Origin of the sequence: Pseudomonas sp. R38(2017) (assembly GCF_002112395.1) — a bacterium.
GTDB lineage: Bacteria > Pseudomonadota > Gammaproteobacteria > Pseudomonadales > Pseudomonadaceae > Aquipseudomonas.
Genome location: NZ_NEHN01000014.1, coordinates 33983 through 57173, shown reverse-complemented (window position 1 = coordinate 57173; position 23191 = coordinate 33983). Strand labels below are relative to the sequence as shown.

General features: G+C 58.4%; 20 protein-coding genes. 15 read left to right on the top strand and 5 right to left on the bottom strand.

What is annotated here, in order from left to right; translation table 11 throughout:
- The first annotated feature begins 79 nt into the window (after positions 1–79).
- The 4 genes from glyQ to CAF87_RS27335 all read left to right on the top strand — a co-directional run bounded on the left by glyQ (position 80) and on the right by CAF87_RS27335 (position 4490).
- The gene (gene glyQ / locus CAF87_RS27350) at positions 80–1033 is read left to right on the top strand and encodes a glycine--tRNA ligase subunit alpha (protein WP_085696941.1); all 954 of its coding nucleotides are present in this window, start codon (positions 80–82) and stop codon (positions 1031–1033) included.
- The gene (gene glyS / locus CAF87_RS27345) at positions 1030–3084 is read left to right on the top strand and encodes a glycine--tRNA ligase subunit beta (protein ID WP_085733893.1); all 2055 of its coding nucleotides are present in this window, start codon (positions 1030–1032) and stop codon (positions 3082–3084) included. Before glyQ ends, glyS begins: the two co-directional genes overlap by 4 nt.
- 4 nt (positions 3085–3088) lie before the next feature.
- Positions 3089–3628 carry a D-glycero-beta-D-manno-heptose 1,7-bisphosphate 7-phosphatase gene (gene gmhB / locus CAF87_RS27340; protein WP_166742338.1) on the top strand — a complete coding sequence of 180 codons (540 nt, stop codon included), beginning with the start codon at positions 3089–3091 and terminating at the stop codon, positions 3626–3628.
- 82 nt (positions 3629–3710) lie between these two features.
- Entirely contained in the window at positions 3711–4490 is a 780-nt protein-coding gene (locus tag CAF87_RS27335) for a 1-acyl-sn-glycerol-3-phosphate acyltransferase (protein WP_085733894.1), read from the top strand.
- A gap of 157 nt (positions 4491–4647) precedes the next feature.
- Here the strand turns inward: CAF87_RS27335 and CAF87_RS27330 are convergent, their stop codons facing one another.
- Positions 4648–6189 (bottom strand): PAS domain-containing sensor histidine kinase, encoded by a 1542-nt coding sequence (locus CAF87_RS27330; RefSeq protein ID WP_085733895.1) that lies wholly within the window; start codon positions 6187–6189, stop codon positions 4648–4650.
- Between the two features lie 166 nt (positions 6190–6355).
- Between CAF87_RS27330 and CAF87_RS27325 the strand changes: the two genes are divergently transcribed.
- Entirely contained in the window at positions 6356–7075 is a 720-nt protein-coding gene (locus CAF87_RS27325; RefSeq protein ID WP_085733896.1) for a response regulator transcription factor, read from the top strand.
- Positions 7076–7137: 62 nt separating this feature from the next.
- Here the strand turns inward: CAF87_RS27325 and gyrB are convergent, their stop codons facing one another.
- The 4 genes from gyrB to dnaA are packed head-to-tail and all read right to left on the bottom strand — an operon-like array spanning position 7138 to position 13345.
- Complete coding sequence (gyrB, locus tag CAF87_RS27320) at positions 7138–9555, bottom strand: DNA topoisomerase (ATP-hydrolyzing) subunit B (protein ID WP_085686140.1); 2418 nt, start codon at positions 9553–9555, stop codon at positions 7138–7140.
- Positions 9556–9560: 5 nt separating this feature from the next.
- Positions 9561–10664, bottom strand: a complete 1104-nt coding sequence (recF, locus tag CAF87_RS27315; protein ID WP_007911886.1) for a DNA replication/repair protein RecF — start codon at positions 10662–10664, stop codon at positions 9561–9563.
- Between the two features lie 14 nt (positions 10665–10678).
- Positions 10679–11782: a DNA polymerase III subunit beta gene (dnaN, locus tag CAF87_RS27310; protein WP_085733897.1), complete on the bottom strand. Its 1104-nt coding sequence runs from the start codon at positions 11780–11782 to the stop codon at positions 10679–10681.
- A gap of 39 nt (positions 11783–11821) precedes the next feature.
- Entirely contained in the window at positions 11822–13345 is a 1524-nt protein-coding gene (gene dnaA / locus CAF87_RS27305) for a chromosomal replication initiator protein DnaA (protein WP_085733898.1), read from the bottom strand.
- A gap of 566 nt (positions 13346–13911) precedes the next feature.
- Here dnaA and rpmH point away from each other — a divergent pair.
- From rpmH to CAF87_RS27250, 10 genes are all read left to right on the top strand, one after another.
- The gene (rpmH, locus tag CAF87_RS27300; protein WP_003213577.1) at positions 13912–14046 is read left to right on the top strand and encodes a 50S ribosomal protein L34; all 135 of its coding nucleotides are present in this window, start codon (positions 13912–13914) and stop codon (positions 14044–14046) included.
- Positions 14047–14062: 16 nt separating this feature from the next.
- Positions 14063–14464 (top strand): ribonuclease P protein component, encoded by a 402-nt coding sequence (gene rnpA / locus CAF87_RS27295; RefSeq protein WP_011336726.1) that lies wholly within the window; start codon positions 14063–14065, stop codon positions 14462–14464.
- Positions 14457–14702 (top strand): membrane protein insertion efficiency factor YidD, encoded by a 246-nt coding sequence (gene yidD / locus CAF87_RS27290; RefSeq protein WP_010565858.1) that lies wholly within the window; start codon positions 14457–14459, stop codon positions 14700–14702. Before rnpA ends, yidD begins: the two co-directional genes overlap by 8 nt.
- Before the next feature lie 2 nt (positions 14703–14704).
- The gene (gene yidC, locus CAF87_RS27285; RefSeq protein ID WP_085733899.1) at positions 14705–16387 is read left to right on the top strand and encodes a membrane protein insertase YidC; all 1683 of its coding nucleotides are present in this window, start codon (positions 14705–14707) and stop codon (positions 16385–16387) included.
- Between the two features lie 81 nt (positions 16388–16468).
- Positions 16469–17839, top strand: coding sequence for a tRNA uridine-5-carboxymethylaminomethyl(34) synthesis GTPase MnmE (mnmE, locus tag CAF87_RS27280; protein WP_085733900.1), 1371 nt, complete (start codon positions 16469–16471; stop codon positions 17837–17839).
- A gap of 553 nt (positions 17840–18392) precedes the next feature.
- The gene (mnmG, locus tag CAF87_RS27270; protein ID WP_085733902.1) at positions 18393–20291 is read left to right on the top strand and encodes a tRNA uridine-5-carboxymethylaminomethyl(34) synthesis enzyme MnmG; all 1899 of its coding nucleotides are present in this window, start codon (positions 18393–18395) and stop codon (positions 20289–20291) included.
- Positions 20288–20932 (top strand): 16S rRNA (guanine(527)-N(7))-methyltransferase RsmG, encoded by a 645-nt coding sequence (gene rsmG / locus CAF87_RS27265; RefSeq protein ID WP_085733903.1) that lies wholly within the window; start codon positions 20288–20290, stop codon positions 20930–20932. The genes mnmG and rsmG overlap by 4 nt, the downstream gene beginning before the upstream one ends.
- Positions 20933–20950: 18 nt before the next feature.
- Positions 20951–21748 (top strand): ParA family protein, encoded by a 798-nt coding sequence (locus CAF87_RS27260; protein WP_007954142.1) that lies wholly within the window; start codon positions 20951–20953, stop codon positions 21746–21748.
- Between the two features lie 9 nt (positions 21749–21757).
- Complete coding sequence (locus CAF87_RS27255) at positions 21758–22630, top strand: ParB/RepB/Spo0J family partition protein (RefSeq protein ID WP_011336720.1); 873 nt, start codon at positions 21758–21760, stop codon at positions 22628–22630.
- Between the two features lie 148 nt (positions 22631–22778).
- Positions 22779–23186: a F0F1 ATP synthase subunit I gene (locus tag CAF87_RS27250; protein ID WP_003229783.1), complete on the top strand. Its 408-nt coding sequence runs from the start codon at positions 22779–22781 to the stop codon at positions 23184–23186.
- The last annotated feature ends 5 nt before the right edge of the window (positions 23187–23191 follow it).

Genomic DNA, 23191 nt, shown 5'->3' with positions numbered 1-23191 from the left:
GGCTCCAGGGGGTGGAGGTGCGACTGAATCGGGTATACTCCCGCTCTTTAAATCGCAGCCCAAGAAACAGGTGAATTTCGTGAGCCAGCCTACGCCAGCCGTGCGTACCTTCCAAGACTTGATCCTCGCGCTCCAGCAATACTGGGCCGAGCAAGGTTGTGTGGTACTTCAGCCCTACGATATGGAAGTAGGCGCCGGCACTTTCCACACCGCGACATTCCTGCGTGCCATCGGCCCGGAAACCTGGAACGCCGCTTATGTACAGCCAAGCCGCCGTCCGACTGACGGCCGTTACGGCGAAAACCCGAACCGTCTGCAGCACTACTACCAGTTCCAGGTAGTCCTGAAGCCGAACCCGGACAACTTCCAGGAACTGTACCTGGGCTCCCTCAAGCATGTCGGCCTGGACCCGCTGGTCCACGACATCCGCTTCGTCGAAGACAACTGGGAATCGCCGACCCTCGGCGCCTGGGGTCTGGGCTGGGAAGTCTGGCTGAACGGCATGGAAGTGACTCAGTTCACTTACTTCCAGCAGGCGGGCGGCATCGAGTGCTACCCGGTGACCGGCGAGATCACCTATGGTCTGGAGCGTCTGGCCATGTACCTGCAGGGCGTGGATTCGGTCTACGACCTGGTCTGGGCTGACGGTCCGTTCGGCAGAGTGACCTACGGCGACGTGTTCCACCAGAACGAAGTGGAGCAGTCCACCTACAACTTCGAACACGCCAACGTCGACAAGCTGTTCGAACTGTTCGATTTCTACGAAAGCGAAGCCAAGCGCCTGATCGAGCTCGACCAGCCGCTGCCGTTGCCAAGCTACGAAATGGTCCTGAAGGCCTCGCACACCTTCAACCTGCTGGACGCACGCCGGGCGATCTCGGTGACTGCGCGTCAGCAATACATTCTGCGCGTTCGCACCCTGGCGCGTTCCGTCGCCCAAGCCTACCTGCTGGCCCGCGCCAAGCTGGGCTTCCCGATGGCAACCCCGGACCTGCGTGACGAAGTACTGGCCAAGCTGGAGGCTGCACAATGAGTGCTCAAGATTTTCTGGTTGAACTGGGCACCGAAGAACTGCCACCCAAAGCCCTGAACACCCTGGCCGAAGCGTTCCTCGCCGGTATCGACAAGGGCCTGCAGGCTGCCGGCCTGAACTACGAGACCAAAACCGTCTACGCCGCGCCGCGTCGTCTGGCCGTGCTGATCACTGCGCTGGCGACCCAGCAGCCGGATCGCAGCATCAACCTCGACGGCCCGCCACGTCAGGCCGCGTTCGATGCCGAAGGCAACCCGACTCAAGCGGCACTGGGCTTTGCCAAGAAGTGCGGCGTCGAGCTGAGCGAAATCGACCAGAGCGGTCCGAAACTGCGCTACAGCCAGAACATTGTGGGCAAGCCGACTGCAAGTCTGCTGCCGACCATCGTCGAAGACTCGCTGAACGACCTGCCGATCCCGAAACGCATGCGTTGGGGTGCGCGCAAGGAAGAGTTCGTACGTCCGACCCAGTGGCTGGTGATGCTGCTCGGCGACCAGGTCATCGACTGCACGATCCTCGCTCAGAAGGCTGGCCGTGAGTCCCGTGGCCATCGTTTCCACCACCCGCAAAGCGTGCGCATCGGTTCGCCGTCGAGCTACCTGGCCGACCTGCGTGCCGCTTACGTGCTGGCCGACGCCAACGAGCGTCGCGAGATCATCAGCAAGCGCACCGAAGAGCTGGCGACCCGTCAGGAAGGCACTGCCATCGTGCCACCGGCGCTGCTCGACGAAGTGACTGCGCTGGTCGAGTGGCCAGTGCCGCTGGTGTGCTCGTTCGAGGAACGTTTCCTCGACGTGCCGCAGGAAGCGCTGATCACCACCATGCAGGACAACCAGAAGTACTTCTGCCTGCTGGATGCCGACGGCAAGTTGCTGCCACGCTTCATCACCGTGGCCAACATCGAATCCAAAGACCCGCAGCAGATCATCGCCGGTAACGAGAAGGTGGTTCGCCCACGCCTCACCGACGCCGAGTTCTTCTTCAAGCAGGACAAGAAGCAGAAGCTCGAAGCGTTCAACGATCGCCTGCAGAACGTGGTGTTCCAGGAAAAACTCGGCAGTGTCTACGACAAGGCCGAGCGCGTGTCGAAACTGGCGGCCTACATCGCCGCACGTATCGGCGGCAACGCTTCGTGGGCTGCCCGCGCAGGCCTGCTGTCCAAGTGCGACCTGGCCACCGAAATGGTTGGCGAGTTCCCGGAGATGCAAGGTGTCGCCGGCTACTACTACGCCCTCAATGACGGCGAGCCGGAAGACGTCGCGCTGGCGCTGAACGAGCAGTACATGCCGCGCGGTGCCGGCGCTGAACTGCCAGCCACCCTGACCGGTGCAGCCGTGGCCATCGCTGACAAGCTCGACACCCTGGTAGGCATCTTCGGTATCGGCATGCTGCCGACCGGCAGCAAGGACCCGTATGCCCTGCGCCGTGCGGCACTGGGCGTGCTGCGGATCCTGATCGAGAAACAACTGGATCTGGACCTGAACGACGCCGTGGCTTTCGCCGTGAACTCCTTCGGTGCGAAGGTCAAGGCTGCCGGCCTGAACGACGCGGTGCTGGAATTCATCTTCGACCGTCTGCGTGCGCGTTACGAAGACGAAGGCGTGGATGTGGCCACCTACCTGTCGGTTCGTGCCCTGAAGCCGGGTTCGGCGCTGGACTTCGACCAACGTGTGCAAGCGGTTCAGGCCTTCCGCAAACTGCCGGAAGCGGCAGCGCTGGCGGCGGTGAACAAGCGTGTGTCGAACCTGCTGAGCAAAGTCGAAGGCTCCGTGCCGACCGACGTTCAGGCCAAGTACTTCGACAACGCCAACGAGTTCTCGCTGTACTCGGCGATCCAGCAAGCGGACCAGGCTGTACAGCCAATGGCAGCGGCGCGTCAGTACAACGAATCGCTGGCCCGTCTGGCCGCCCTGCGCGAGCCGGTGGACGCGTTCTTCGACGCGGTGATGGTCAATGCCGAAGACGCCAATGTGCGGGCCAACCGTTACGCGCTGCTGGCGCGTCTGCGTGGCCTGTTCCTGGGCGTTGCCGACATTTCGCTGCTGGGTTGAGGGATTGCTGTTGAAACTGCTGATTCTCGATCGGGACGGAGTGATCAATTACGACTCCGACGCTTACATCAAGTCGGTGGAGGAGTGGATTCCGTTACCCGGCTCGATCGAAGCGATTGCGCAGTTGAGCAAAGCCGGCTGGACGGTGGCGGTCGCCACCAACCAGTCAGGCATTGCTCGCGGCTACTATGACCTCGCCACCCTCGACGCCATGCACGCGCGCCTGCGCACGCTGGTGGCGGAGCAGGGCGGTGAAGTCGGGCTGATCGTGTATTGCCCGCATGGGCCGGATGAGGGTTGCGACTGCCGCAAGCCGAAACCGGGGATGTTGAAAACCATCGCGCAGCATTACAACGTCGCGCTGACAAATGTCTGGTTTGTCGGCGACAGCCTTGGTGACCTGGAGGCCGCCAAAGCCGTCGATTCACAGCCCGTTTTGGTAAAGACCGGGAAAGGCGAAAAGACTCAGGCCAAGACCTTGCCGGTGGGCACCCTGATTTTTGACGATCTCGCGGCGATTGCCGCAGAACTTATCCACAACTAGAGTACTTCTGAAGTTCCTGACCAGGGATTGATCGGGAGTGCGCTTGAACAGTCGGGCATCGCCCGTAACGGTAAACGTCGCCATGTCGATACTGCAGGCCATCAGAATCTTCCTCTTTTACCTGCTACTGGGCACCACCGCTCTGCTGTGGTGCAGCCTGAGCTTTTTTATCGCGCCCTTTCTGCCGTTCAAGGCGCGCTATCGTTTCATCAACGTGTACTGGTGCCGTTGCGCCTTGTGGTTGACCAAGGTGTTCCTCGACATCCGTTACGAAGTCAAAGGCGCAGAAAACGTGCCTGACCGTCCCTGCGTGATTCAATCGAACCACCAGAGCACCTGGGAGACGTTCTTTCTCTCCGCTTATTTCTCGCCCTTGAGCCAGGTGCTCAAGCGCGAATTGCTGTACGTGCCGTTCTTCGGCTGGGCGATGGCCATGCTGCGGCCGATCGCCATTGATCGCGACAACCCGAAAGCTGCGCTCAAGCAAGTTGCGACAAAGGGTGATGAGCTGCTCAAGGACAATGTCTGGGTGCTGATCTTCCCCGAAGGCACTCGCGTTCCCCACGGCACCATCGGCAAGTTTTCCCGCAGTGGCAGCGCATTGGCGGTGAATGCGGCGCTTCCGGTGCTGCCGATTGCGCACAATGCCGGCAAGTTCTGGCCGAAAATCGGCTGGGGTAAAAAGCAGGGCGTGATTACCGTAGTCATCGGTGAACCGATGTATGCCGAAGGGTCCGGCCCCCGCGCCATCGCCGATCTGAACGACCGGGTGCAGGCCTGGAACGAGCAGGCTCAACGGGAAATGGGTTCGTTGCCACCGGCACCACAAGCCCCGGCAGCCAACGATCAGGTGACTGTCTGAATTTTGTGGATAACCTGTGTACGGTTTGTTGGCAATATTTCGAAAAAATCAATTAAGTGACTGATTTTTATATATATTTCCGAAGCTGACAAAAAACCGTAAAAGGTGCATAAGTTTTTTTCGGAAGTAAGAAAGCCGGCTGATATAGCCGGTTTTTTTATGCCTGCTCCTCGGCGATCAGCGGCAGTTCAAGACGGAATGTGGTGCCCTGATCGATGACGCTGATGCATTCGATCCGCCCACCATGGTGATCCACCACGGCCTTGACCATCGATAACCCCAGCCCCACGCCATCGATGCCCTTGGCGGAAGAAAAGCGCCTATATTGGCTGAACAGATCAGGTAGTTCTTCAGCCGCAATGCCTTTGCCCTGATCGGTCAGTTCGCAGTGCAGCCAGTCATCGTGGCAACGAACGCGCAACCGAACCGTTGACCCGTTCGGGCTGTACTTGATCGCGTTTTCCAACAGATTGAACAGCGCACGGGTCAGCAAGCCCTGGTCCGCCAGCACCAGACGTTCCTGGGATTGTTCATCCATATCGTTCAGCAGCTCGATACACTTTTGCTGGGCAATGGGCAGAGCCTGATCCAACACGTCCATCACCAACATCGCAAACAGACTCGGCTGGAACTGATAGGCCTTGGATTCGGCCCGCGCCAGCAGCACGAAACCATCGGTCAGCTCCAGCGCCCGACGTACCTGGCGTTCAATCTGCTCGAACAACGGCGAATCGGTCCCGGCCTGATGTCGATGGACATCGAGCAGAGCGAGGATCGCCGAATGTGGCGCACGCAGGTCATGGGACAGAAAACGCAGCAGCACGCCGCGCTGTTCTTCGGCGGCACGCTCGGCGCTCAGATCGGTAAGGCTTAGCAGCCAGCCAATCGGTGTGTCGCCGTCCACCGGTAACAATGCTGCGCGTTCCAGCCGCAAACTGCGCTCCTTGTGATCACGAAACTCCACTAGGGGCAGGTCGGACAACAGTGGGTGCGACGCTGTGGATAAATCCGGATAGCCAAGACGCGCCAATCGATCGAGGACTTCATCACCGACCAGATCACTGCCGAACAAGTCACGCGCCTTGCGGTTGCCCAACAGGATCTGACCTTTGGGATCACTGATCAGGGTCGCGACCGGCAGATACTCCAGACCATCGGCGATGAAGCGACGGGTGTCACGCGTGCGGCTCATGGCCTGTTCAAGGGCCATGATCTGGCCCTGCAGTCGGTCGCCACTGGCAAATTGGGTACGGCGACGCTCGGGGAACACCTTCGGTTCATCGTCCAGCCGGGACAACTCCCAGCCGAAGTAGGTCAGCACGACACTCAGACGTCGCCAGTTCCAGATCAGATAACCGAACAGCATTCCCAGCACGGCCGGCGTGGGCGACCACCAACGCTGGATTTCTGCCAGGCCGGCACTGGTCAGCAGCACGCCAACCATGCCGATCAGCGTGAGCCAGAGCGCCAGACGCGGTCGCCACAGCAATAACCCCAGTACGATGGCCACCAGCGCGGTAGACAGCAGTGCGCCACTGACTGGCGCCGGATCATGCAGATTGATCTGCGCACGCCAGGACAACAATGCAGTCAGCGGCAACAGCACTAGACTTATCCACACCCACTCGCGCACCAGTTGCCGAAACAGGCGTTGAACCTGACTTTGCACACGGCTTTCGTGGCGGCGTCGGTTAATCATGGAAAACAGGGCAGGGCGGGTTGAATGGTTTCATAGGCGACAGGTCTGAGGACGTGGACCCGAAGAATCATAGCGGCTCACCCCACGGCGTGCCGCTTACTTTCACTGCTTTGGTCGAACCGCCGGTGTCGACCCCCCATTACCCAAGCGACAAGGAATCCCGCGTATGCGCGTTGCGATACTGGACGATGAACCCGCCGAACTGCGCCGGGTCGAGCAGACCCTGCAACAAATGGCCGAGGCCGGCGAACAGCCCTGGTCGCTGCACAGTTTCGAACGCGGAGAAGACCTGCTGCGACAACTGCGCCGGGAAACCTTCGACCTGCTGATCCTCGACTGGCAGCTTCCCGACCTCACCGGCCTGTCGTTGCTGCGCTGGACCCGCGAGCACATGGAAGCCCCGCCGGCCGCCATCATGCTGACCAGCCGCGACGGCGAAAGCGATATCGTCCAGGCCCTGAATGCCGGCGCCGACGATTACGTCAGCAAGCCCTTTCGTCCTAACGAGTTGAAGGCCCGTGTCACCGCCGTGCTGCGTCGACACAGCCATCAGCGCCCATCAGTCGCCAACGTTCTGCGTTTCAACGATCTGGTGTTCGATGACGCCGAACTGACCGTCACCCGCGAAGGCAAACCGATCATGATGACCGAGCGTGAGTATCGGCTCGCGCATTGCCTGTTCAGTAATCTGGGCCGGCCGTTGTCACGGGACTATCTATACGAAAGGTTCTGGCCCCATGAAGAAATGGCCTTGTCACGACCACTGGATACTCATATCTATCGGCTGCGTAACAAGCTCGGGCTGACAGCAGACAGGGGTTGGCAGTTGCTGACGATTTATGGGTATGGGTATCGGTTGGAGAGTGTGGTGTCTACAGGCGAGTGAACCGCAGGCAATAAAAAAGGCCAACGCATATGCGTTGGCCTTTTCGTTGGTGCCGACCGGGATCAGAAATCCAGGTTGGACACCGCCAGAGCATTGCTTTCGATGAAGTCACGGCGAGGTTCGACCGCATCACCCATCAGGGTGTTGAAGATCTGGTCTGCGCCGATGGCGTCTTCGATGGTGACTTTCAGCATGCGGCGCACGCTTGGGTCCATGGTGGTTTCCCACAGCTGATCCGGGTTCATCTCGCCCAGACCTTTGTATCGCTGGATGGTGTGGCGCTTGGTGCTTTCGGCCATCAGCCAGTCCAGGGCTTCCTTGAACTCGGTGACCGCTTTCTTGCGCTCGCCACGCTGGATGTACGCGCCTTCGTCGAGCAGGGTGCTCAGTTGAGCGCCGAGGGTGACGACGGTCTTGTAGTCGTTGCTGCCGAAGAAGTCGCGGTTGAAGGTGACGTAGTTCGACAGGCCGTGGGAGATCAGTTCGACCTCTGGCAGCCACACGCCACGTTCGCGGTCTTCACGCAGGCTGGCCTTGTAGACCAGGCCCGACTTCTCGACGGTGCGCAGACGGACTTCGTACTGGGCCAGCCAATCTTGCATCTTGGCGTGGTCGCCGAGCATTTCCAGGCTGACGGCCGGCAGGTAAATGAAGTGCTCGGTCAGCTCCTGCGGGTACAGGCGCGACAGACGCTTGAGGGTCTTCATCACCATGCGGAAGTCGTTCACCAGACGTTCCAGCGCTTCGCCGGAAATGCCCGGGGCGTCTTCGTTCAGGTGCAGGCTCGCATCTTCCAGGGCCGACTGCGTCATGTACTCTTCCATGGCGTCGTCGTCTTTGATGTATTGCTCTTGCTTGCCTTTCTTGACCTTGTACAGCGGCGGTTGGGCGATGTAGATGTAGCCGCGCTCGATCAGCTCCGGCAACTGACGGAAGAAGAAGGTCAGCAGCAGGGTACGGATGTGCGAACCGTCGACGTCAGCATCGGTCATGATGATGATGTTGTGATAGCGCAGCTTGTCGATGTTGTACTCTTCGCGACCGATACCGCAGCCCAGCGCGGTGATCAGCGTGCCCACTTCCTGGGACGAGATCATCTTGTCGAAACGGGCTTTCTCGACGTTGAGGATCTTGCCCTTCAGCGGCAGGATGGCCTGGGTCTTGCGGTTACGTCCCTGCTTGGCAGAGCCGCCCGCGGAGTCACCTTCCACGAGGTACAGTTCGGACAACGCAGGATCTTTTTCCTGGCAGTCAGCCAGTTTGCCCGGCAGACCGGCGATGTCCAGCGCACCTTTGCGGCGGGTCATCTCACGGGCCTTGCGCGCCGCTTCACGGGCACGGGCGGCGTCGATCATCTTGCCGACGACCAGCTTGGCCTCGTTGGGGTTTTCCAGCAGGAAGTCCGAGAAGTATTTACCCATTTCCTGTTCGACCGCGGTCTTCACTTCGGAAGACACCAGCTTGTCTTTGGTCTGGGAGCTGAACTTCGGATCCGGCACCTTCACCGAGATGATCGCGGTCAGGCCTTCGCGGGCATCGTCACCGGTGGTGGCGACTTTATGTTTCTTCGCCAGACCTTCCTGCTCGATGTAGTTGTTCAGGTTACGCGTCAGTGCGGAACGGAAGCCCACCAGGTGGGTGCCGCCGTCGCGCTGTGGAATGTTGTTGGTGAAGCACAACAGGTTCTCGTTGAAGCTGTCGTTCCACTGCAGGGCGATTTCCACGCCGATGCCGTCTTCACGCTGGATGTTGAAGTGGAACACCTGGTTGACCGCAGTCTTGTTGGTGTTCAGGTATTCAACGAACGCACGCAGGCCGCCTTCGTACTTGAACAGCTCTTCCTTGCCGCTGCGCTCGTCCTTGAGGACGATACCGACACCGGAGTTGAGGAAGGACAGTTCACGAATACGCTTGGCCAGGATGTCCCAGCTGAAGTGAATGTTCTTGAAGGTTTCCTTGGAAGCCTTGAAGTGAATCTGGGTACCGGTGGTTTCGCTGTCGCCAACGATCGCCATCGGCGCTTGAGGTACGCCGTGGACGTAGGTCTGCTCCCAGATTTTGCCGCTGCGGCGAACGGTCAGGACCAGCTCTTCGGACAGCGCGTTTACTACCGAAACACCTACACCGTGCAGACCGCCGGACACCTTGTAGGAGTTGTCGTCGAACTTACCGCCGGCGTGGAGGACGGTCATGATGACCTCGGCGGCGGAAACGCCTTCCTCTTTGTGCACGTCTACCGGGATGCCACGACCGTTATCTTTGACGGTAATGGACTCATCCGGGTGGATGATGATGCTGATGTCATCGCAATGGCCGGCGAGGGCTTCGTCGATCGAGTTGTCGACCACCTCGAACACCATGTGGTGCAGACCGCTGCCATCGTCGGTGTCACCAATGTACATACCGGGACGTTTGCGCACGGCATCCAGGCCTTTCAGCACTTTAATGCTCGATGAGTCGTACGTATTTTCTTCGCTCAATGCCTTCACTCCCGATGGTCGTGGGTCTGGGTGATACGGCCCTGTTCCACGTGGAACAGAGCGACTGGCGTTTCCGTCTGCCAGCCTTCCCTCAATAATTCGTGATCTACACAGGTAATAAAAACCTGGCAGCGTAAGTCTTCCAGCAAGCGGCACAGCGCACGACGGTGGCTCTCGTCCAGCTCGGACGGCAAGTCATCCACCAGATAAATACACTGGCCGCGTCGGGCCTGGCTCACCAGATGTCCCTGGGCAATACGCAACGCACAGACCACCAGTTTTTGCTGACCCCGGGACAAGATGTCCGCGGCATTGTGTGCGCCCAATCTAAGACGCAAGTCAGCGCGTTGCGGTCCGGCCTGGGTATGACCCATCTGCTGGTCCCGCTGCAGGGATCCGGCAAGTACGGCACTTAATTCCCGATCCTTGTCCCAGCCTCGGTAATAGCTGAGCGTCAAACCTTCGAGCTCAACCAGTTCGCTCAAGGTTTGTTCAAAGACTGGTTTCAAGGCTTTGATGTAAGCGCGGCGGTATTCATCGATTTCAGCGCTGGCCTGGCACAGTTCCCTGTCCCAAACCGCTTGCGAAACGGCGTCAAGTGTACCATGCCGCAGCCAGGAGTTTCTCTGGCGCAAGGCCTTCTGCAAACGCTGCCATGTGGCCATGAACCGCGGCTCGACGTGGAATACGCCCCAGTCGAGAAACTGCCGGCGAATCTTTGGCGCACCTTCCAGCAGACGGAAGCTGTCGGGGTTGATCAACTGCAGCGGCAGGATCTCCGCCAGTTGCGCGGCACTGCGGGCATTCTGACCGTCGATGCGGATCTGGAATTCCCCCTGACGATCGCGAGAGATCCCCAATGCACTGTGGCCACCTTCGGCAAGCTCGACCTGACCGAATACGGTACAGGCAAGCTGTTCATACTGGATGACCGGTAATAGCCGGGTGCTACGAAACGAACGGGCAAGCCCCAGCAGATGAATGGCTTCCAGAACACTGGTTTTGCCGCTGCCGTTGGCGCCGTAAAGAATATTGATTCGGGGGGAGGGGGAGAAGGTCACCGGGTGCAGATTGCGCACCGCGGTGACCGAGACGCGACTTAGCGACATCCAGAGTCAGCTGATTACAGACGCATCGGCATGACAACGTAAGCCGAATCGTCATTGTCGGACTCTTGCACCAGCGCACTGCTGTTGGAGTCGGACAGAATCAGGCGAACCTGCTCGGTGGTCATCACGCCCAGCACATCGAGCAGATAGCTGACGTTGAAGCCGATTTCCAGGGAGCCGCCGTTGTATTCCACGCCCACTTCTTCTTCCGCTTCTTCCTGCTCCGGGTTATTGGCCTGGATTTTCAACTGACCGCTGGCCAGTTGCAGACGGATGCCGCGGTACTTCTCGTTGGACAGAATTGCAGTACGGCTGAACGCTTCGCGCAGCGCCTGGCGATCGCCGAGAACCAGCTTGTCGCCGCCTTTCGGCAGAACGCGCTCGTAATCCGGGAACTTGCCGTCCACCAATTTCGAGGTGAACGTGAATTCGCCAGTGGTCGCACGGATGTGGTGCTGACCCAGGACGATGCTGACGTTGCCGTCCGGCTCGGTGAGCAGACGTGCCAGTTCGAGAATACCTTTACGCGGCACGATCACCTGATGACGATCCTGCTGACCGATGTCGGCCTGCATCGAGCACATCGCCAGACGGTGACCATCGGTGGCCACGGCACGGATTACACCGGTCGAGACTTCCAGCAGCATGCCGTTGAGGTAGTAACGCACGTCCTGTTGGGCCATGGCGAAACTGGTGCGTTCGATCAGGCGACGAAGCTTGCTTTGATCCAGGCTGGTGGTCAGCGAGCCCGGGCCTTCTTCCACAGTCGGGAAGTCATTGGCCGGCAGGGTCGACAGGGTGAAACGGCTACGGCCGGCTTTCACCACCAGCTTCTGCTCGTCAACCTTGATGTCGATCAGCGCATCGTTTGGCAGGCTTTTGCAGATATCCATCAGCTTGCGCGCAGGCACAGTGATGGAGCCCGTTTCAGCCGGCTCCTCGAGTTGCACGCGACCGACCAGTTCGACTTCCAGGTCGGTACCGGTCAGCGACAGTTGCTGGCCATCGACAACCAGCAGCACGTTGGACAGTACCGGCAAGGTCTGTCGGCGCTCGACGACGCCTGCGACCAGTTGCAGGGGTTTCAACAGGGCTTCGCGTTGAATGGTGAAATGCATGGTCTAGTCCCTTGCCTTAATAAGCTGCGCTGGTGTTCATCAAGTGGTCAGAGTACGCAGCAGGTTCTTGTAGTCCTCGCGGATGTCCGCGTCGGATTCCTTAAGCTCGTTGATCTTGCGGCAGGCGTGCAACACCGTCGTGTGGTCACGACCGCCAAACACATCGCCGATTTCCGGCAGGCTGTGGTTGGTCAGTTCCTTGGACAGTGCCATGGCGACCTGACGCGGACGAGCGACCGAGCGCGAACGGCGCTTGGACAGCAAGTCGGAGATCTTGATCTTGTAGTACTCGGCGACGGTGCGCTGAATGTTATCCACAGAGACCAGTTTGTCCTGCAATGCCAACAGATCTTTCAGGGATTCGCGAATCAACTCGATGGTGATGTCGCGGCCCATGAAGTGCGAGTGGGCGATCACGCGCTTCAGCGCGCCTTCCAGCTCACGGACGTTGGAGCGAATACGCTGGGCAATGAAGAACGCCGCATCGTGTGGCAACTCGACTTTGGCCTGGTCAGCCTTCTTCATCAAGATGGCTACACGGGTTTCCAGCTCCGGCGGCTCGACGGCGACCGTCAGGCCCCAGCCGAAGCGGGATTTGAGGCGCTCTTCAAGGCCTTCGATTTCTTTCGGGTAGCGATCACTGGTGAGAATGACCTGCTGGCCACCTTCAAGCAGGGCATTGAAGGTGTGGAAAAACTCTTCCTGGGAACGTTCCTTACGGGCGAAGAACTGAATGTCGTCGATCAGCAAGGCGTCAACCGAACGGTAGAAGCGCTTGAACTCGTTGATCGCGTTCAGTTGCAGCGCCTTGACCATGTCGGCCACGAAACGCTCGGAATGCAGGTACACGACCTTGGCATTCGGATTCTTCTTTAATAGATGGTTACCCACCGCGTGCATCAAGTGGGTTTTACCCAGACCGACGCCGCCATAAAGGAAGAGCGGGTTGTAGCCGTGCTTGGGGTTGTCTGCCACTTGCCAGGCCGCCGCACGGGCGAGCTGGTTGGATTTACCTTCGACGAAGTTCTCGAAGGTAAAGGTGCGGTTCAGGTAGCTGGTGTGCTTGAGCGCGCCTTCGACCTGGACGGTACGCTGTTCGGCACGCACTGGCGCTTGCTGAGAAGCCGCGCCGGCCATCGGGTCGAAGCTGTCGCGGGACGGCTCTTCGCTGACTTCCTCGGTTTTTTGCGTCGCACGCTTAGCCGGGGTTGGAGCCGATGCTGGTGCCGGAGCGCTGACGGGTGCGGCATTGGCCTGAGCCAGGGATGCAGCAGCGGCGGCCAACGGTGCATTCGGCGCGGCACGCGGTGCAGAACTGCGCTTGCTGCCTATTAATAAGGAGAGCGACGGCGCCAAGCCGTTGCCATGCTCATCCAGCAGTTCGAGGACGCGTCCCAGGTACTTTTCGTTGACCCAGTCCAGAACAAAACGGTTCGGTGCGTAGACACGCAACTCGTCGCCTTCGGCTTCGACCTGTAATGGACGGATCCAGGTGTTGAATTGTTGGGCTGGCAGCTCTTCGCGCAAAAGCTCCACGCACTGCTGCCAAAGTTCCACTGACACGGAAATCCCCTAAGTTGAAAGCCGGTGAGGCAAAAACAAGCGGCCATTGTAGCGGCGGGACGTTCACTTATCCACATGCAGGTTGCCCGGTGGACATGATTTATCAATGCCTTAACCGGTGAAAAAGCGACCGACGGTGTGTGAATAAGCTCTGTGGATAACCGTAACTGAGGGCACTGGACAAGTGGGGGCGAAACTCGGTGGATAACGCGCCTGTGGATAACAGCACTTTCCACACACAGGTTATCCGACAGCGCAGCACAGGCTGAACACGGTTTTCCACCGTAGTTGTCATTCTCTGTACATCACGCGGAACAAGGTCTCAGAGCAGTTATCCACAGAAGAGGGCCGTCCCAGCTTTTACAAGCTTTACAGAAAAGCTTTAAATAATTCCCTTCTTTATTTTTATGTCTGGCGTACAAGGTTTCGATCCTGGAGGCATCGGAGATCTATTTATAAGGAAACGTTGGTTGGAAATTGACCTATTGCCTTGCTTTCTCTAGAATCCCCGGTCTCTTAAAACGGGGGCCATTCCGGCCCGTTGTGGACGAACCAGGTAACACGACATGAAACGTACTTTCCAACCAAGCACTATCAAACGCGCTCGTACCCACGGTTTCCGTGCTCGCATGGCTACCAAGAACGGTCGTGCCGTACTGTCGCGTCGTCGCGCCAAAGGCCGCGCACGTCTGGCAGTTTGATAATCCGGCACTGGAGGTGAGTCAGGACTTCAGTCGGGAAAAGCGTCTGCTTACTCCCCGGCATTTCAAGGCAGTCTTTGACTCCCCTACCGGCAAGGTTCCGGGGAAAAATCTCCTGCTCCTTGCGCGCAACAACGATCTCGATCACCCCCGTCTCGGGCTGGTCATCGGGAAAAAGAGCGTAAAGCTCTCCGTCGAGCGCAATCGCCTCAAACGTCTGATGCGCGAATCGTTTCGCCTGCACCAGGATTCACTGGTCGGCTGGGACATTGTGATCGTCGCGCGCAAAGGTTTGGGTGACGTAGAAAACCCCGAATTGATTCAGCATTTCGGCAAACTCTGGAAGCGTCTGGCACGTAACAAGCCGGTACCAGCAGTCAAAACCGAAACTGTAGGGGTAGACAGTCCTGATGCGTAAACTGGCACTCGTTCCGATCCAGTTTTATCGCTACGCCATTAGTCCCCTGATGGCTGATCACTGTCGTTTCTACCCCAGTTGTTCCTGCTACGCGTTGGAAGCCATCGAAAATCATGGCCTTCTGCGCGGTGGCTGGCTGACCTTTCGTCGTTTAGGTCGCTGTCATCCGTGGAATCCCGGTGGTTATGACCCGGTTCCACCTATCCCTACCTCCCGTTCTTCTTCGATGGCCGAGTAATCATGGATATCAAACGCACGATCCTGATCGTCGCCCTGGCAATCGTGTCCTACGTCATGGTTCTTAAATGGAACCAGGACTACGGCCAGGCTGCCCTGCCGACTCAGAATGTTGCTTCCAGTACGACTACATCCGGTTTGCCGGACACAGCCACTGGCAATAGCGCTGCAGCCAGTGACGATATTCCGCGCGCCGCAAGCGATACTAGCGCACCTGCCGAAACACCGGTCGCCGCCAGCAAGGATCTGATCCAGATCAAAACCGACGTGCTCGATCTGGCGATCGATCCACAGGGCGGTGACGTTGCGCAACTGACCTTGCCACTGTATCCGCGTCGTCAGGATCGTCCGGATGTTCCGTTCCAGCTGTTCGACAACGGCGGCGAGCGTACTTACCTGGCACAAAGCGGTCTGATCGGCGCCAACGGTCCGGACGCAAGCCCGGCCGGTCGTCCGGTTTACGCGTCGGAGAAGAAAAGTTATCAACTGGCTGACGGTCAGGACCAATTGGTCGTCGACCTGAAGTTCAGCAAGGACGGCGTCAACTACATCAAGCGTTTCACCCTGAAACGTGGCCTGTATGACGTGACCGTGACTTATCTGATCGACAACCAGAGCGCTCAGCCTTGGTCCGGTTCGATGTTTGCCCAGCTGAAACGCGATGCAAGTGCCGATCCTTCGTCGACCACTGCTACTGGCACTGCGACTTACCTTGGCGCCGCCCTGTGGACAAGTTCCGAGCCGTACAAGAAAGTGTCCATGAAAGACATGGACAAAGGTCAGCTCAAGGAAACCGTCACCGGTGGCTGGGTAGCCTGGCTGCAACACTACTTCGTAACTGCATGGGTTGCTCCGAAGGGCGAAAACAACATCGTCCAGACCCGTAAGGACAGCAAAGGCAACTACATCATCGGTTACACCGGTCCTTCGTTGACCGCTGCACCGGGTGCAAAAGTCGAGACCAGCGCTGTTCTGTACGCCGGTCCGAAAAGCCAGGCAGTGCTGAAAGAGTTGTCCCCAGGTCTGGAACTGACCGTCGACTACGGCATTCTGTGGTTCATTGCCCAGCCAATCTTCTGGCTGCTGCAACATATCCACGCCATCGTCGGCAACTGGGGCTGGTCGATCATCTTCCTGACCATGCTGATCAAGGGGATTTTCTTCCCTCTGTCGGCTGCCAGCTACAAGTCGATGGCCCGCATGCGTGCCGTGGCGCCGAAACTGGCTGCACTGAAAGAGCAACATGGCGATGACCGGCAGAAAATGTCGCAAGCCATGATGGAGCTGTACAAGAAAGAGAAGATCAATCCACTGGGTGGCTGCTTGCCGATCCTGGTTCAGATGCCGGTTTTCCTTTCGCTGTACTGGGTTCTGCTGGAAAGCGTGGAAATGCGCCAGGCGCCGTTCATGCTGTGGATTACCGACCTGTCGATCAAGGATCCGTTCTTCATCCTGCCGATCATCATGGGCGCGACCATGTTCATCCAGCAGCGTCTGAACCCGACTCCTCCGGATCCGATGCAGGCCAAGGTGATGAAAATGATGCCTATCATCTTCACCTTCTTCTTCCTGTGGTTCCCGGCGGGTCTGGTGCTGTACTGGGTTGTGAACAACTGCCTGTCGATTGCTCAACAGTGGTACATCACGCGTAAGATCGAAGCGGCGACGAAAAAAGCCGAGGCGTAACTTACTCTGTGGATAACACCACTCAAAACGCCCCCTAGTGGGGCGTTTTGCTATCTGCCATTTTTGTCTGGATACCGGTTTATGAGCGCACCTCGTGAAACCATCGCAGCCGTCGCTACCGCCCAGGGCCGTGGCGGCGTGGGCATCGTTCGAATTTCCGGGCCGCTGGCCAGCGTTGCGGCCAAAGCCATCAGCGGCCGCGAGCTGAAGCCCCGATTTGCCCACTACGGCCCCTTCTTCAGTGACGATCAACAGGTGCTGGATGAAGGTCTGGCGCTGTATTTCCCCGGGCCGAACTCTTTCACCGGTGAAGATGTGCTGGAACTGCAGGGCCACGGCGGTCCGATCGTCCTCGACATGCTGCTCAAGCGTTGCCTGGAACTGGGTTGCCGACTGGCGCGGCCGGGTGAGTTCAGCGAACGCGCCTTCCTCAATGACAAACTCGACCTGGCTCAGGCCGAGGCCATTGCCGATCTGATCGAAGCCAGTTCTGCACAGGCTGCACGCAATGCTTTGCGTTCCTTGCAGGGCGCGTTTTCCCAGCGTGTGCATAACCTCACCGAACAACTGATCGGTCTGAGGATTTACGTCGAGGCAGCCATCGATTTCCCGGAAGAAGAGATCGACTTCCTTGCCGATGGCCATGTATTGAGCATGCTCGACAAGGTACGCGGCGAGTTATCCACCGTACTACGTGAAGCCGGGCAGGGTGCGCTGCTGCGTGATGGCATGACGGTGGTGATTGCCGGTCGTCCGAATGCCGGCAAATCCAGCTTGCTGAACGCACTGGCCGGGCGAGAAGCCGCCATCGTGACGGAAATCGCCGGCACGACCCGGGATATCCTGCGCGAACATATCCACATCGATGGCATGCCGCTGCATGTCGTAGACACCGCCGGATTGCGCGATACCGACGACCATGTGGAAAAAATCGGCGTCGAACGTGCGTTGAAAGCCATTGGCGAAGCCGATCGGGTGCTGTTGGTGGTCGATGCCACGGCCCCGGAGGCGGCCGACCCGTTCGCGTTGTGGCCTGAATTCCTCGAAACCCGACCAGATCCGGCAAAGGTCACCCTGATTCGCAATAAAGCGGATCTCACCGGTGAAGCGATAGCCCTGGAAGTCAGCGACGATGGGCACGTAACTATCAGTCTGAGCGCCAAGGCTGCCGGCGAAGGCCTGGATCTGCTGCGTGATCACCTCAAGGCCTGCATGGGCTACGAACAGACCTCAGAGAGCAGCTTCAGCGCACGCCGTCGTCACCTGGAAGCACTGCGTCATGCCAGCGCGGCCCTGGAGCACGGTCGTGCACAGCTGACTCTGGCAGGGGCTGGCGAACTGTTGGCAGAAGATCTACGTCAGGCTCAGCAGTTCCTCGGGGAAATTACCGGGGCGTTCAGCTCCGATGATCTGCTCGGGCGGATCTTTTCCAGCTTCTGCATCGGTAAATAACCCTTCCGTTGTCCACAGGCAGGTCCATTCGCGACCTGTCTGTTTCTCCTTTTCGCATTCCTTCCCTTCCAGTGCCGGGCAAATTCCTTCTCCCTGAGCGGATTTCCCCTGTCCGCAGCATGCTCATTCATCCGATTTCTGTGGATTAAGCCCTGTGAATAACTGCCGCTGAGGGCAGTTGATAACAGGGCCTGGAAACTGAACATAACTGCATCTGTGGATAACCGCACCATTCATCCACAGGCTTACACCGGTTATCCAAGGGCCTCATGGCTCCATGGACACAGGGTTTTAAATCTCTGTACATATTGAAAATAAAGGTCTGTAGCAATCTATCCACAGAAAGCATGGGCAGTAAGAATAAGCTTTAAAACAAAGGTTTTATAAATTTCTCTCTTTTTTATTCTTTTAACCGCGAGTTCTCCACAGCTGGTTAAATTTTGTGCAAAGGGTTCTTTAGGAAGGGCGAAGTCCCTATACTTGTCGACCAGGTCCAGAAACCTGATCTCAAACTATTCCTGAATTACCTACTTAAGCAGGCACGAGGTGCGTGGTGGATTTCCCTTCCCGTTTTGAAGTGATCGTCATCGGCGGCGGTCATGCCGGTACCGAGGCAGCACTGGCCTCAGCACGCATGGGTGCAAAAACCCTTCTGCTGACGCATAACGTGGAAACCCTCGGTGCCATGAGTTGCAACCCGGCCATCGGCGGCATTGGCAAAAGCCATCTGGTCAAGGAAATCGATGCCCTCGGCGGCGCGATGGCCATCGCTACCGATCTGGGTGGCATCCAGTTTCGCGTGTTGAACAGCCGTAAAGGCCCTGCCGTACGTGCAACCCGTGCACAGGCCGACCGGATTCTTTACAAGGCAGCTGTCCGCGAAATCCTGGAAAACCAACCGAACCTGTGGATATTTCAACAAGCCGCCGACGATCTGATTGTCGAGCAGGAACAAGTACGCGGTGTCGTTACGCAAATGGGTCTGCGTTTCTTCGCCGATTCCGTTGTGTTGACCACCGGTACTTTCCTGGGCGGACTTATCCACATCGGTTTGCAGAATTTTTCCGGCGGTCGCGCCGGTGACCCGCCATCGATCGCCCTGGCGCATCGTTTGCGTGAACTGCCGCTGCGTGTCGGTCGCCTGAAAACCGGTACGCCTCCGCGTATCGACGGCAAGTCTGTGGATTTCTCGGTGATGACCGAGCAACCAGGTGATACGCCGATCCCGGTGATGTCGTTCATGGGCAACAAGGAACAACATCCACGGCAAGTCAGTTGCTGGATTACCCACACCAACGCCCGTACCCACGAAATCATCGCGGCAAACCTCGACCGTTCGCCGATGTATTCCGCTGCAGGCGAGATCGAAGGCATCGGCCCGCGTTACTGCCCGTCCATCGAAGACAAGATCCACCGCTTTGCCGACAAGGAAAGCCATCAGGTGTTCATCGAGCCGGAAGGCCTGACCACCCATGAGCTGTATCCGAACGGGATATCCACAAGCCTGCCGTTCGACGTGCAATTGCAGATCGTGCAATCGATTCGCGGCATGGAAAACGCGCACATCGTGCGTCCGGGTTATGCGATCGAATACGACTACTTCGATCCTCGCGACCTGAAGTACAGCCTGGAAACCAAAGTAATCGGCGGTCTGTTTTTCGCTGGCCAGATCAACGGCACCACCGGTTACGAAGAAGCCGGCGCCCAGGGTTTGCTGGCTGGTGCGAACGCTGCACTTCGTGCGAAGGGCAAAGAAGCCTGGTGCCCGCGTCGCGATGAAGCGTACATCGGGGTATTGGTCGACGACCTGATTACCCTCGGTACTCAAGAGCCGTACCGCATGTTCACTTCCCGTGCCGAGTACCGCCTGATCCTGCGTGAGGACAACGCCGACCTGCGTCTGACTGAAAAAGGTCGCGAACTGGGTCTGGTCGATGACGCGCGTTGGGCGGCGTTCTGCAAGAAGCGCGAAAACATCGAGCTGGAAGAGCAGCGTCTGAAAAGCACCTGGGTTCGCCCGGGCACCCAGCAGGGCGATGCAATTGCAGAAAAATTCGGCACTCCGCTGACTCACGAATACAACTTGCTCAATCTCTTGAGCCGTCCGGAAATCGACTACGCTGGTCTGGTCGAAGTAACCGGGCAGGGCGCCGAAGATCCACAGGTCGCCGAACAGGTCGAGATCAAGACCAAATACGCCGGTTACATCGACCGTCAACAGGACGAAATCGCCCGTCTGCGTGCAAGCGAAGACACGAAACTGCCTGTGGATATCGATTACACCAACATTTCCGGTCTCTCCAAGGAGATCCAGAGCAAGCTGGGTACCACACGTCCCGAGACGCTGGGCCAGGCTTCGCGGATCCCGGGTGTGACCCCGGCAGCGATTTCGCTGTTGATGATTCATTTGAAGAAACGCGGCGCGGGCCGTCAGTTGGAGCAAAGCGCTTGAGTTCTAAGGTCACTTCGCAACACGCCGAAGAGTTATCCACAGGAGCCCGCGAGCTCGGTGTCAATCTCACTGAAACCCAGCACGAATTGCTGCTGGGCTATCTCGCCCTGTTGATCAAATGGAACCAGGCCTACAACCTGACCGCCGTTCGCGATCCGGATGAAATGGTGTCCCGTCACTTGCTCGATAGCCTCAGTGTGATGTCGTTCATCGAAAACGGTCGCTGGCTGGACGTCGGCAGCGGCGGCGGCATGCCGGGGATCCCTTTGGCGATCCTGTATCCGGACTCGCAAGTGACCTGCCTGGACAGCAACGGCAAGAAAACCCGCTTCCTGACTCAGGTCAAACTCGAACTCAAACTGGACAACCTGCAAGTTATCCACAGTCGCGTCGAAGCGTTCCAGCCTGCACAGGCATTCAACGGGATCATTTCCCGGGCATTCAGCAGCATGGAGAACTTCACCAACTGGACTCGCCACCTCGGCGACGCCGATACGCGCTGGCTGGCAATGAAGGGCGTTCATCCGGCCGATGAGCTGGTAGCATTGCCGGCAGACTTCAAACTCGATAGCGAACACGCCCTGGCCGTACCCGGTTGCCAAGGCCAACGCCATCTGCTGATACTGCGCCGCACGGCATGATTGGGAACACAAGCAAGAATGGCTAAGGTATTCGCGATAGCGAACCAGAAGGGTGGTGTGGGCAAGACCACCACCTGCATCAACCTCGCAGCATCCCTGGTCGCGACCAAGCGCCGGGTGCTGTTGATCGATCTCGATCCACAGGGCAACGCCACCATGGGTAGCGGTGTGGATAAACATGGCCTGGAAAACTCGGTCTACGACCTGCTGATCGGCGAATGCGATCTGGCCCAGGCCATGCACTACTCCGAACACGGCGGTTATCAACTGCTGCCGGCCAACCGCGACCTGACAGCGGCCGAAGTGGTTCTGCTGGAAATGCAGATGAAGGAAAGCCGTCTGCGCAGCGCGCTGGCGCCGATCCGTGAAAACTACGATTACATTCTGATCGACTGCCCGCCGTCGCTGTCGATGCTCACGCTGAATGCGCTGGTTGCCGCTGACGGGGTCATTATCCCCATGCAGTGCGAGTACTTTGCGCTCGAAGGTTTGAGCGACCTTGTGGATAACATCAAGCGCATCGCCGAATTGCTGAACCCGAACCTGAAAGTCGAAGGCCTGCTGCGGACCATGTATGACCCCCGCCTGAGCCTGATGAACGATGTATCGGCCCAGCTCAAGGAACACTTCGGCGATCAGTTGTACGACACGGTGATCCCGCGCAACATCCGCCTGGCCGAAGCCCCTAGCTACGGCATGCCGGCGCTGGCCTACGACAAGCAATCGCGTGGCGCGCTGGCCTATCTGGCCCTGGCGGGCGAGATGGTTCGCCGTCAGCGCAAAAATTCACGCATCGCCGCTGCTCAGCCAACTTAAGGAATCCCCATGGCCGTCAAGAAACGAGGTCTCGGACGAGGACTGGATGCACTGCTGAGCGGTCCGACTGTCAGCTCGCTGGAAGAACAGGCGGCGCAGGCTGACAGCCGTGAGTTGCAGCACCTGCCGTTGGACCTGCTGCAACGCGGCAAGTATCAGCCACGCCGGGACATGGATCCGCAGGCGCTGGAAGAGCTGGCGCAGTCGATCAAGGCCCAGGGCGTGATGCAGCCGATCGTGGTTCGCCCGATTGGCGGTGGTCGTTTCGAGATCATCGCCGGTGAACGTCGCTGGCGCGCAAGTCAGCAGGCCGGGCAGGAAACCATTCCTGCGATGGTTCGCGACGTGCCGGATGAAACCGCGATCGCCATTGCGCTGATCGAGAACATCCAGCGCGAAGACCTCAATCCGATCGAAGAAGCGGTAGCCCTGCAGCGCTTGCAGCAGGAATTCCAGCTCACCCAGCAACAGGTCGCCGAGGCTGTGGGTAAGTCCCGCGTCACCGTGGCCAACCTGTTGCGCCTGATTGCGCTGCCAGAAGTCATCAAGACCATGCTGTCCCATGGCGACCTGGAAATGGGTCATGCCCGTGCGTTGCTCGGTCTGCCGGACAATCAGCAGGTGGAAGGGGCGCGACATGTTGTCGCACGCGGTCTTACCGTGCGCCAGACTGAGGCACTGGTTCGTCAGTGGCTGAGCGGCAAACCCGAGCCTGTGGAACCTGCAAAACCGGACCCGGATATTGCCCGCCTCGAGCAGCGTCTGGCCGAGCGCCTAGGCTCTGCGGTGCAGATCCGCCACGGGAAGAAGGGAAAGGGTCAGTTGGTGATTGGTTACAACTCCCTCGATGAGCTTCAAGGTGTGCTCGCACACATCCGCTGAAACAATTCCTCTTGTAGCGCGCAGTCGGAAATCACTACCTGACAGTTGAATAGGGGCAGAACCGCCCCTATACTCTGCGCGCATTTTGTCGGCACAAATTATGCCAAGTTATTGAATTTCGGCAGCCGACCATTGGAGAGCAATAGTGATGGAAACCCGCAAGCCAAACCGCCTGCCGTTCCATCGCCTGGCGGTTTTTCCGGTGTTAATGGCTCAATTTGTCATTTTGCTCATTGCCGCTTTGGCGCTCTGGCAATGGCACGGAGTCGTTGCCGGATACTCGGGACTTTGCGGAGGCCTGATAGCCTTGCTGCCCAATGTTTATTTCGCTCACAAGGCATTTCGGTTTTCCGGCGCCCGAGCAGCCCAGTCCATCGTCCGGTCTTTCTATGCCGGCGAGGCAGGCAAACTGATTTTGACGGCAGTGCTGTTTGCACTGGTGTTTGCAGGTGTGAAGCCACTGGCGCCGATCGCTGTATTCGGCGCCTTCGTGCTGACTCAGTCGGTCAGCTGGTTCGCTCCCCTGCTGATGAGAACAAGACTTTCGAGACCTTAGGGCGT

Coding starts and splice junctions, on each gene's coding strand:
- CAF87_RS27250 (WP_003229783.1), top strand. CDS start 22,779: ATGGAAACCCGCAAGCCAAACCGCCTGCCGTTCCATCGCCTGGCGGTT.
- recF (WP_007911886.1), bottom strand. CDS start 10,664: ATGTCGCTAAGTCGCGTCTCGGTCACCGCGGTGCGCAATCTGCACCCG.
- mnmE (WP_085733900.1), top strand. CDS start 16,469: ATGAGCGCACCTCGTGAAACCATCGCAGCCGTCGCTACCGCCCAGGGC.
- glyS (WP_085733893.1), top strand. CDS start 1,030: ATGAGTGCTCAAGATTTTCTGGTTGAACTGGGCACCGAAGAACTGCCA.
- CAF87_RS27330 (WP_085733895.1), bottom strand. CDS start 6,189: ATGATTAACCGACGCCGCCACGAAAGCCGTGTGCAAAGTCAGGTTCAA.
- rpmH (WP_003213577.1), top strand. CDS start 13,912: ATGAAACGTACTTTCCAACCAAGCACTATCAAACGCGCTCGTACCCAC.
- dnaN (WP_085733897.1), bottom strand. CDS start 11,782: ATGCATTTCACCATTCAACGCGAAGCCCTGTTGAAACCCCTGCAACTG.
- CAF87_RS27260 (WP_007954142.1), top strand. CDS start 20,951: ATGGCTAAGGTATTCGCGATAGCGAACCAGAAGGGTGGTGTGGGCAAG.
- yidC (WP_085733899.1), top strand. CDS start 14,705: ATGGATATCAAACGCACGATCCTGATCGTCGCCCTGGCAATCGTGTCC.
- CAF87_RS27255 (WP_011336720.1), top strand. CDS start 21,758: ATGGCCGTCAAGAAACGAGGTCTCGGACGAGGACTGGATGCACTGCTG.
- CAF87_RS27325 (WP_085733896.1), top strand. CDS start 6,356: ATGCGCGTTGCGATACTGGACGATGAACCCGCCGAACTGCGCCGGGTC.
- CAF87_RS27335 (WP_085733894.1), top strand. CDS start 3,711: ATGTCGATACTGCAGGCCATCAGAATCTTCCTCTTTTACCTGCTACTG.
- yidD (WP_010565858.1), top strand. CDS start 14,457: ATGCGTAAACTGGCACTCGTTCCGATCCAGTTTTATCGCTACGCCATT.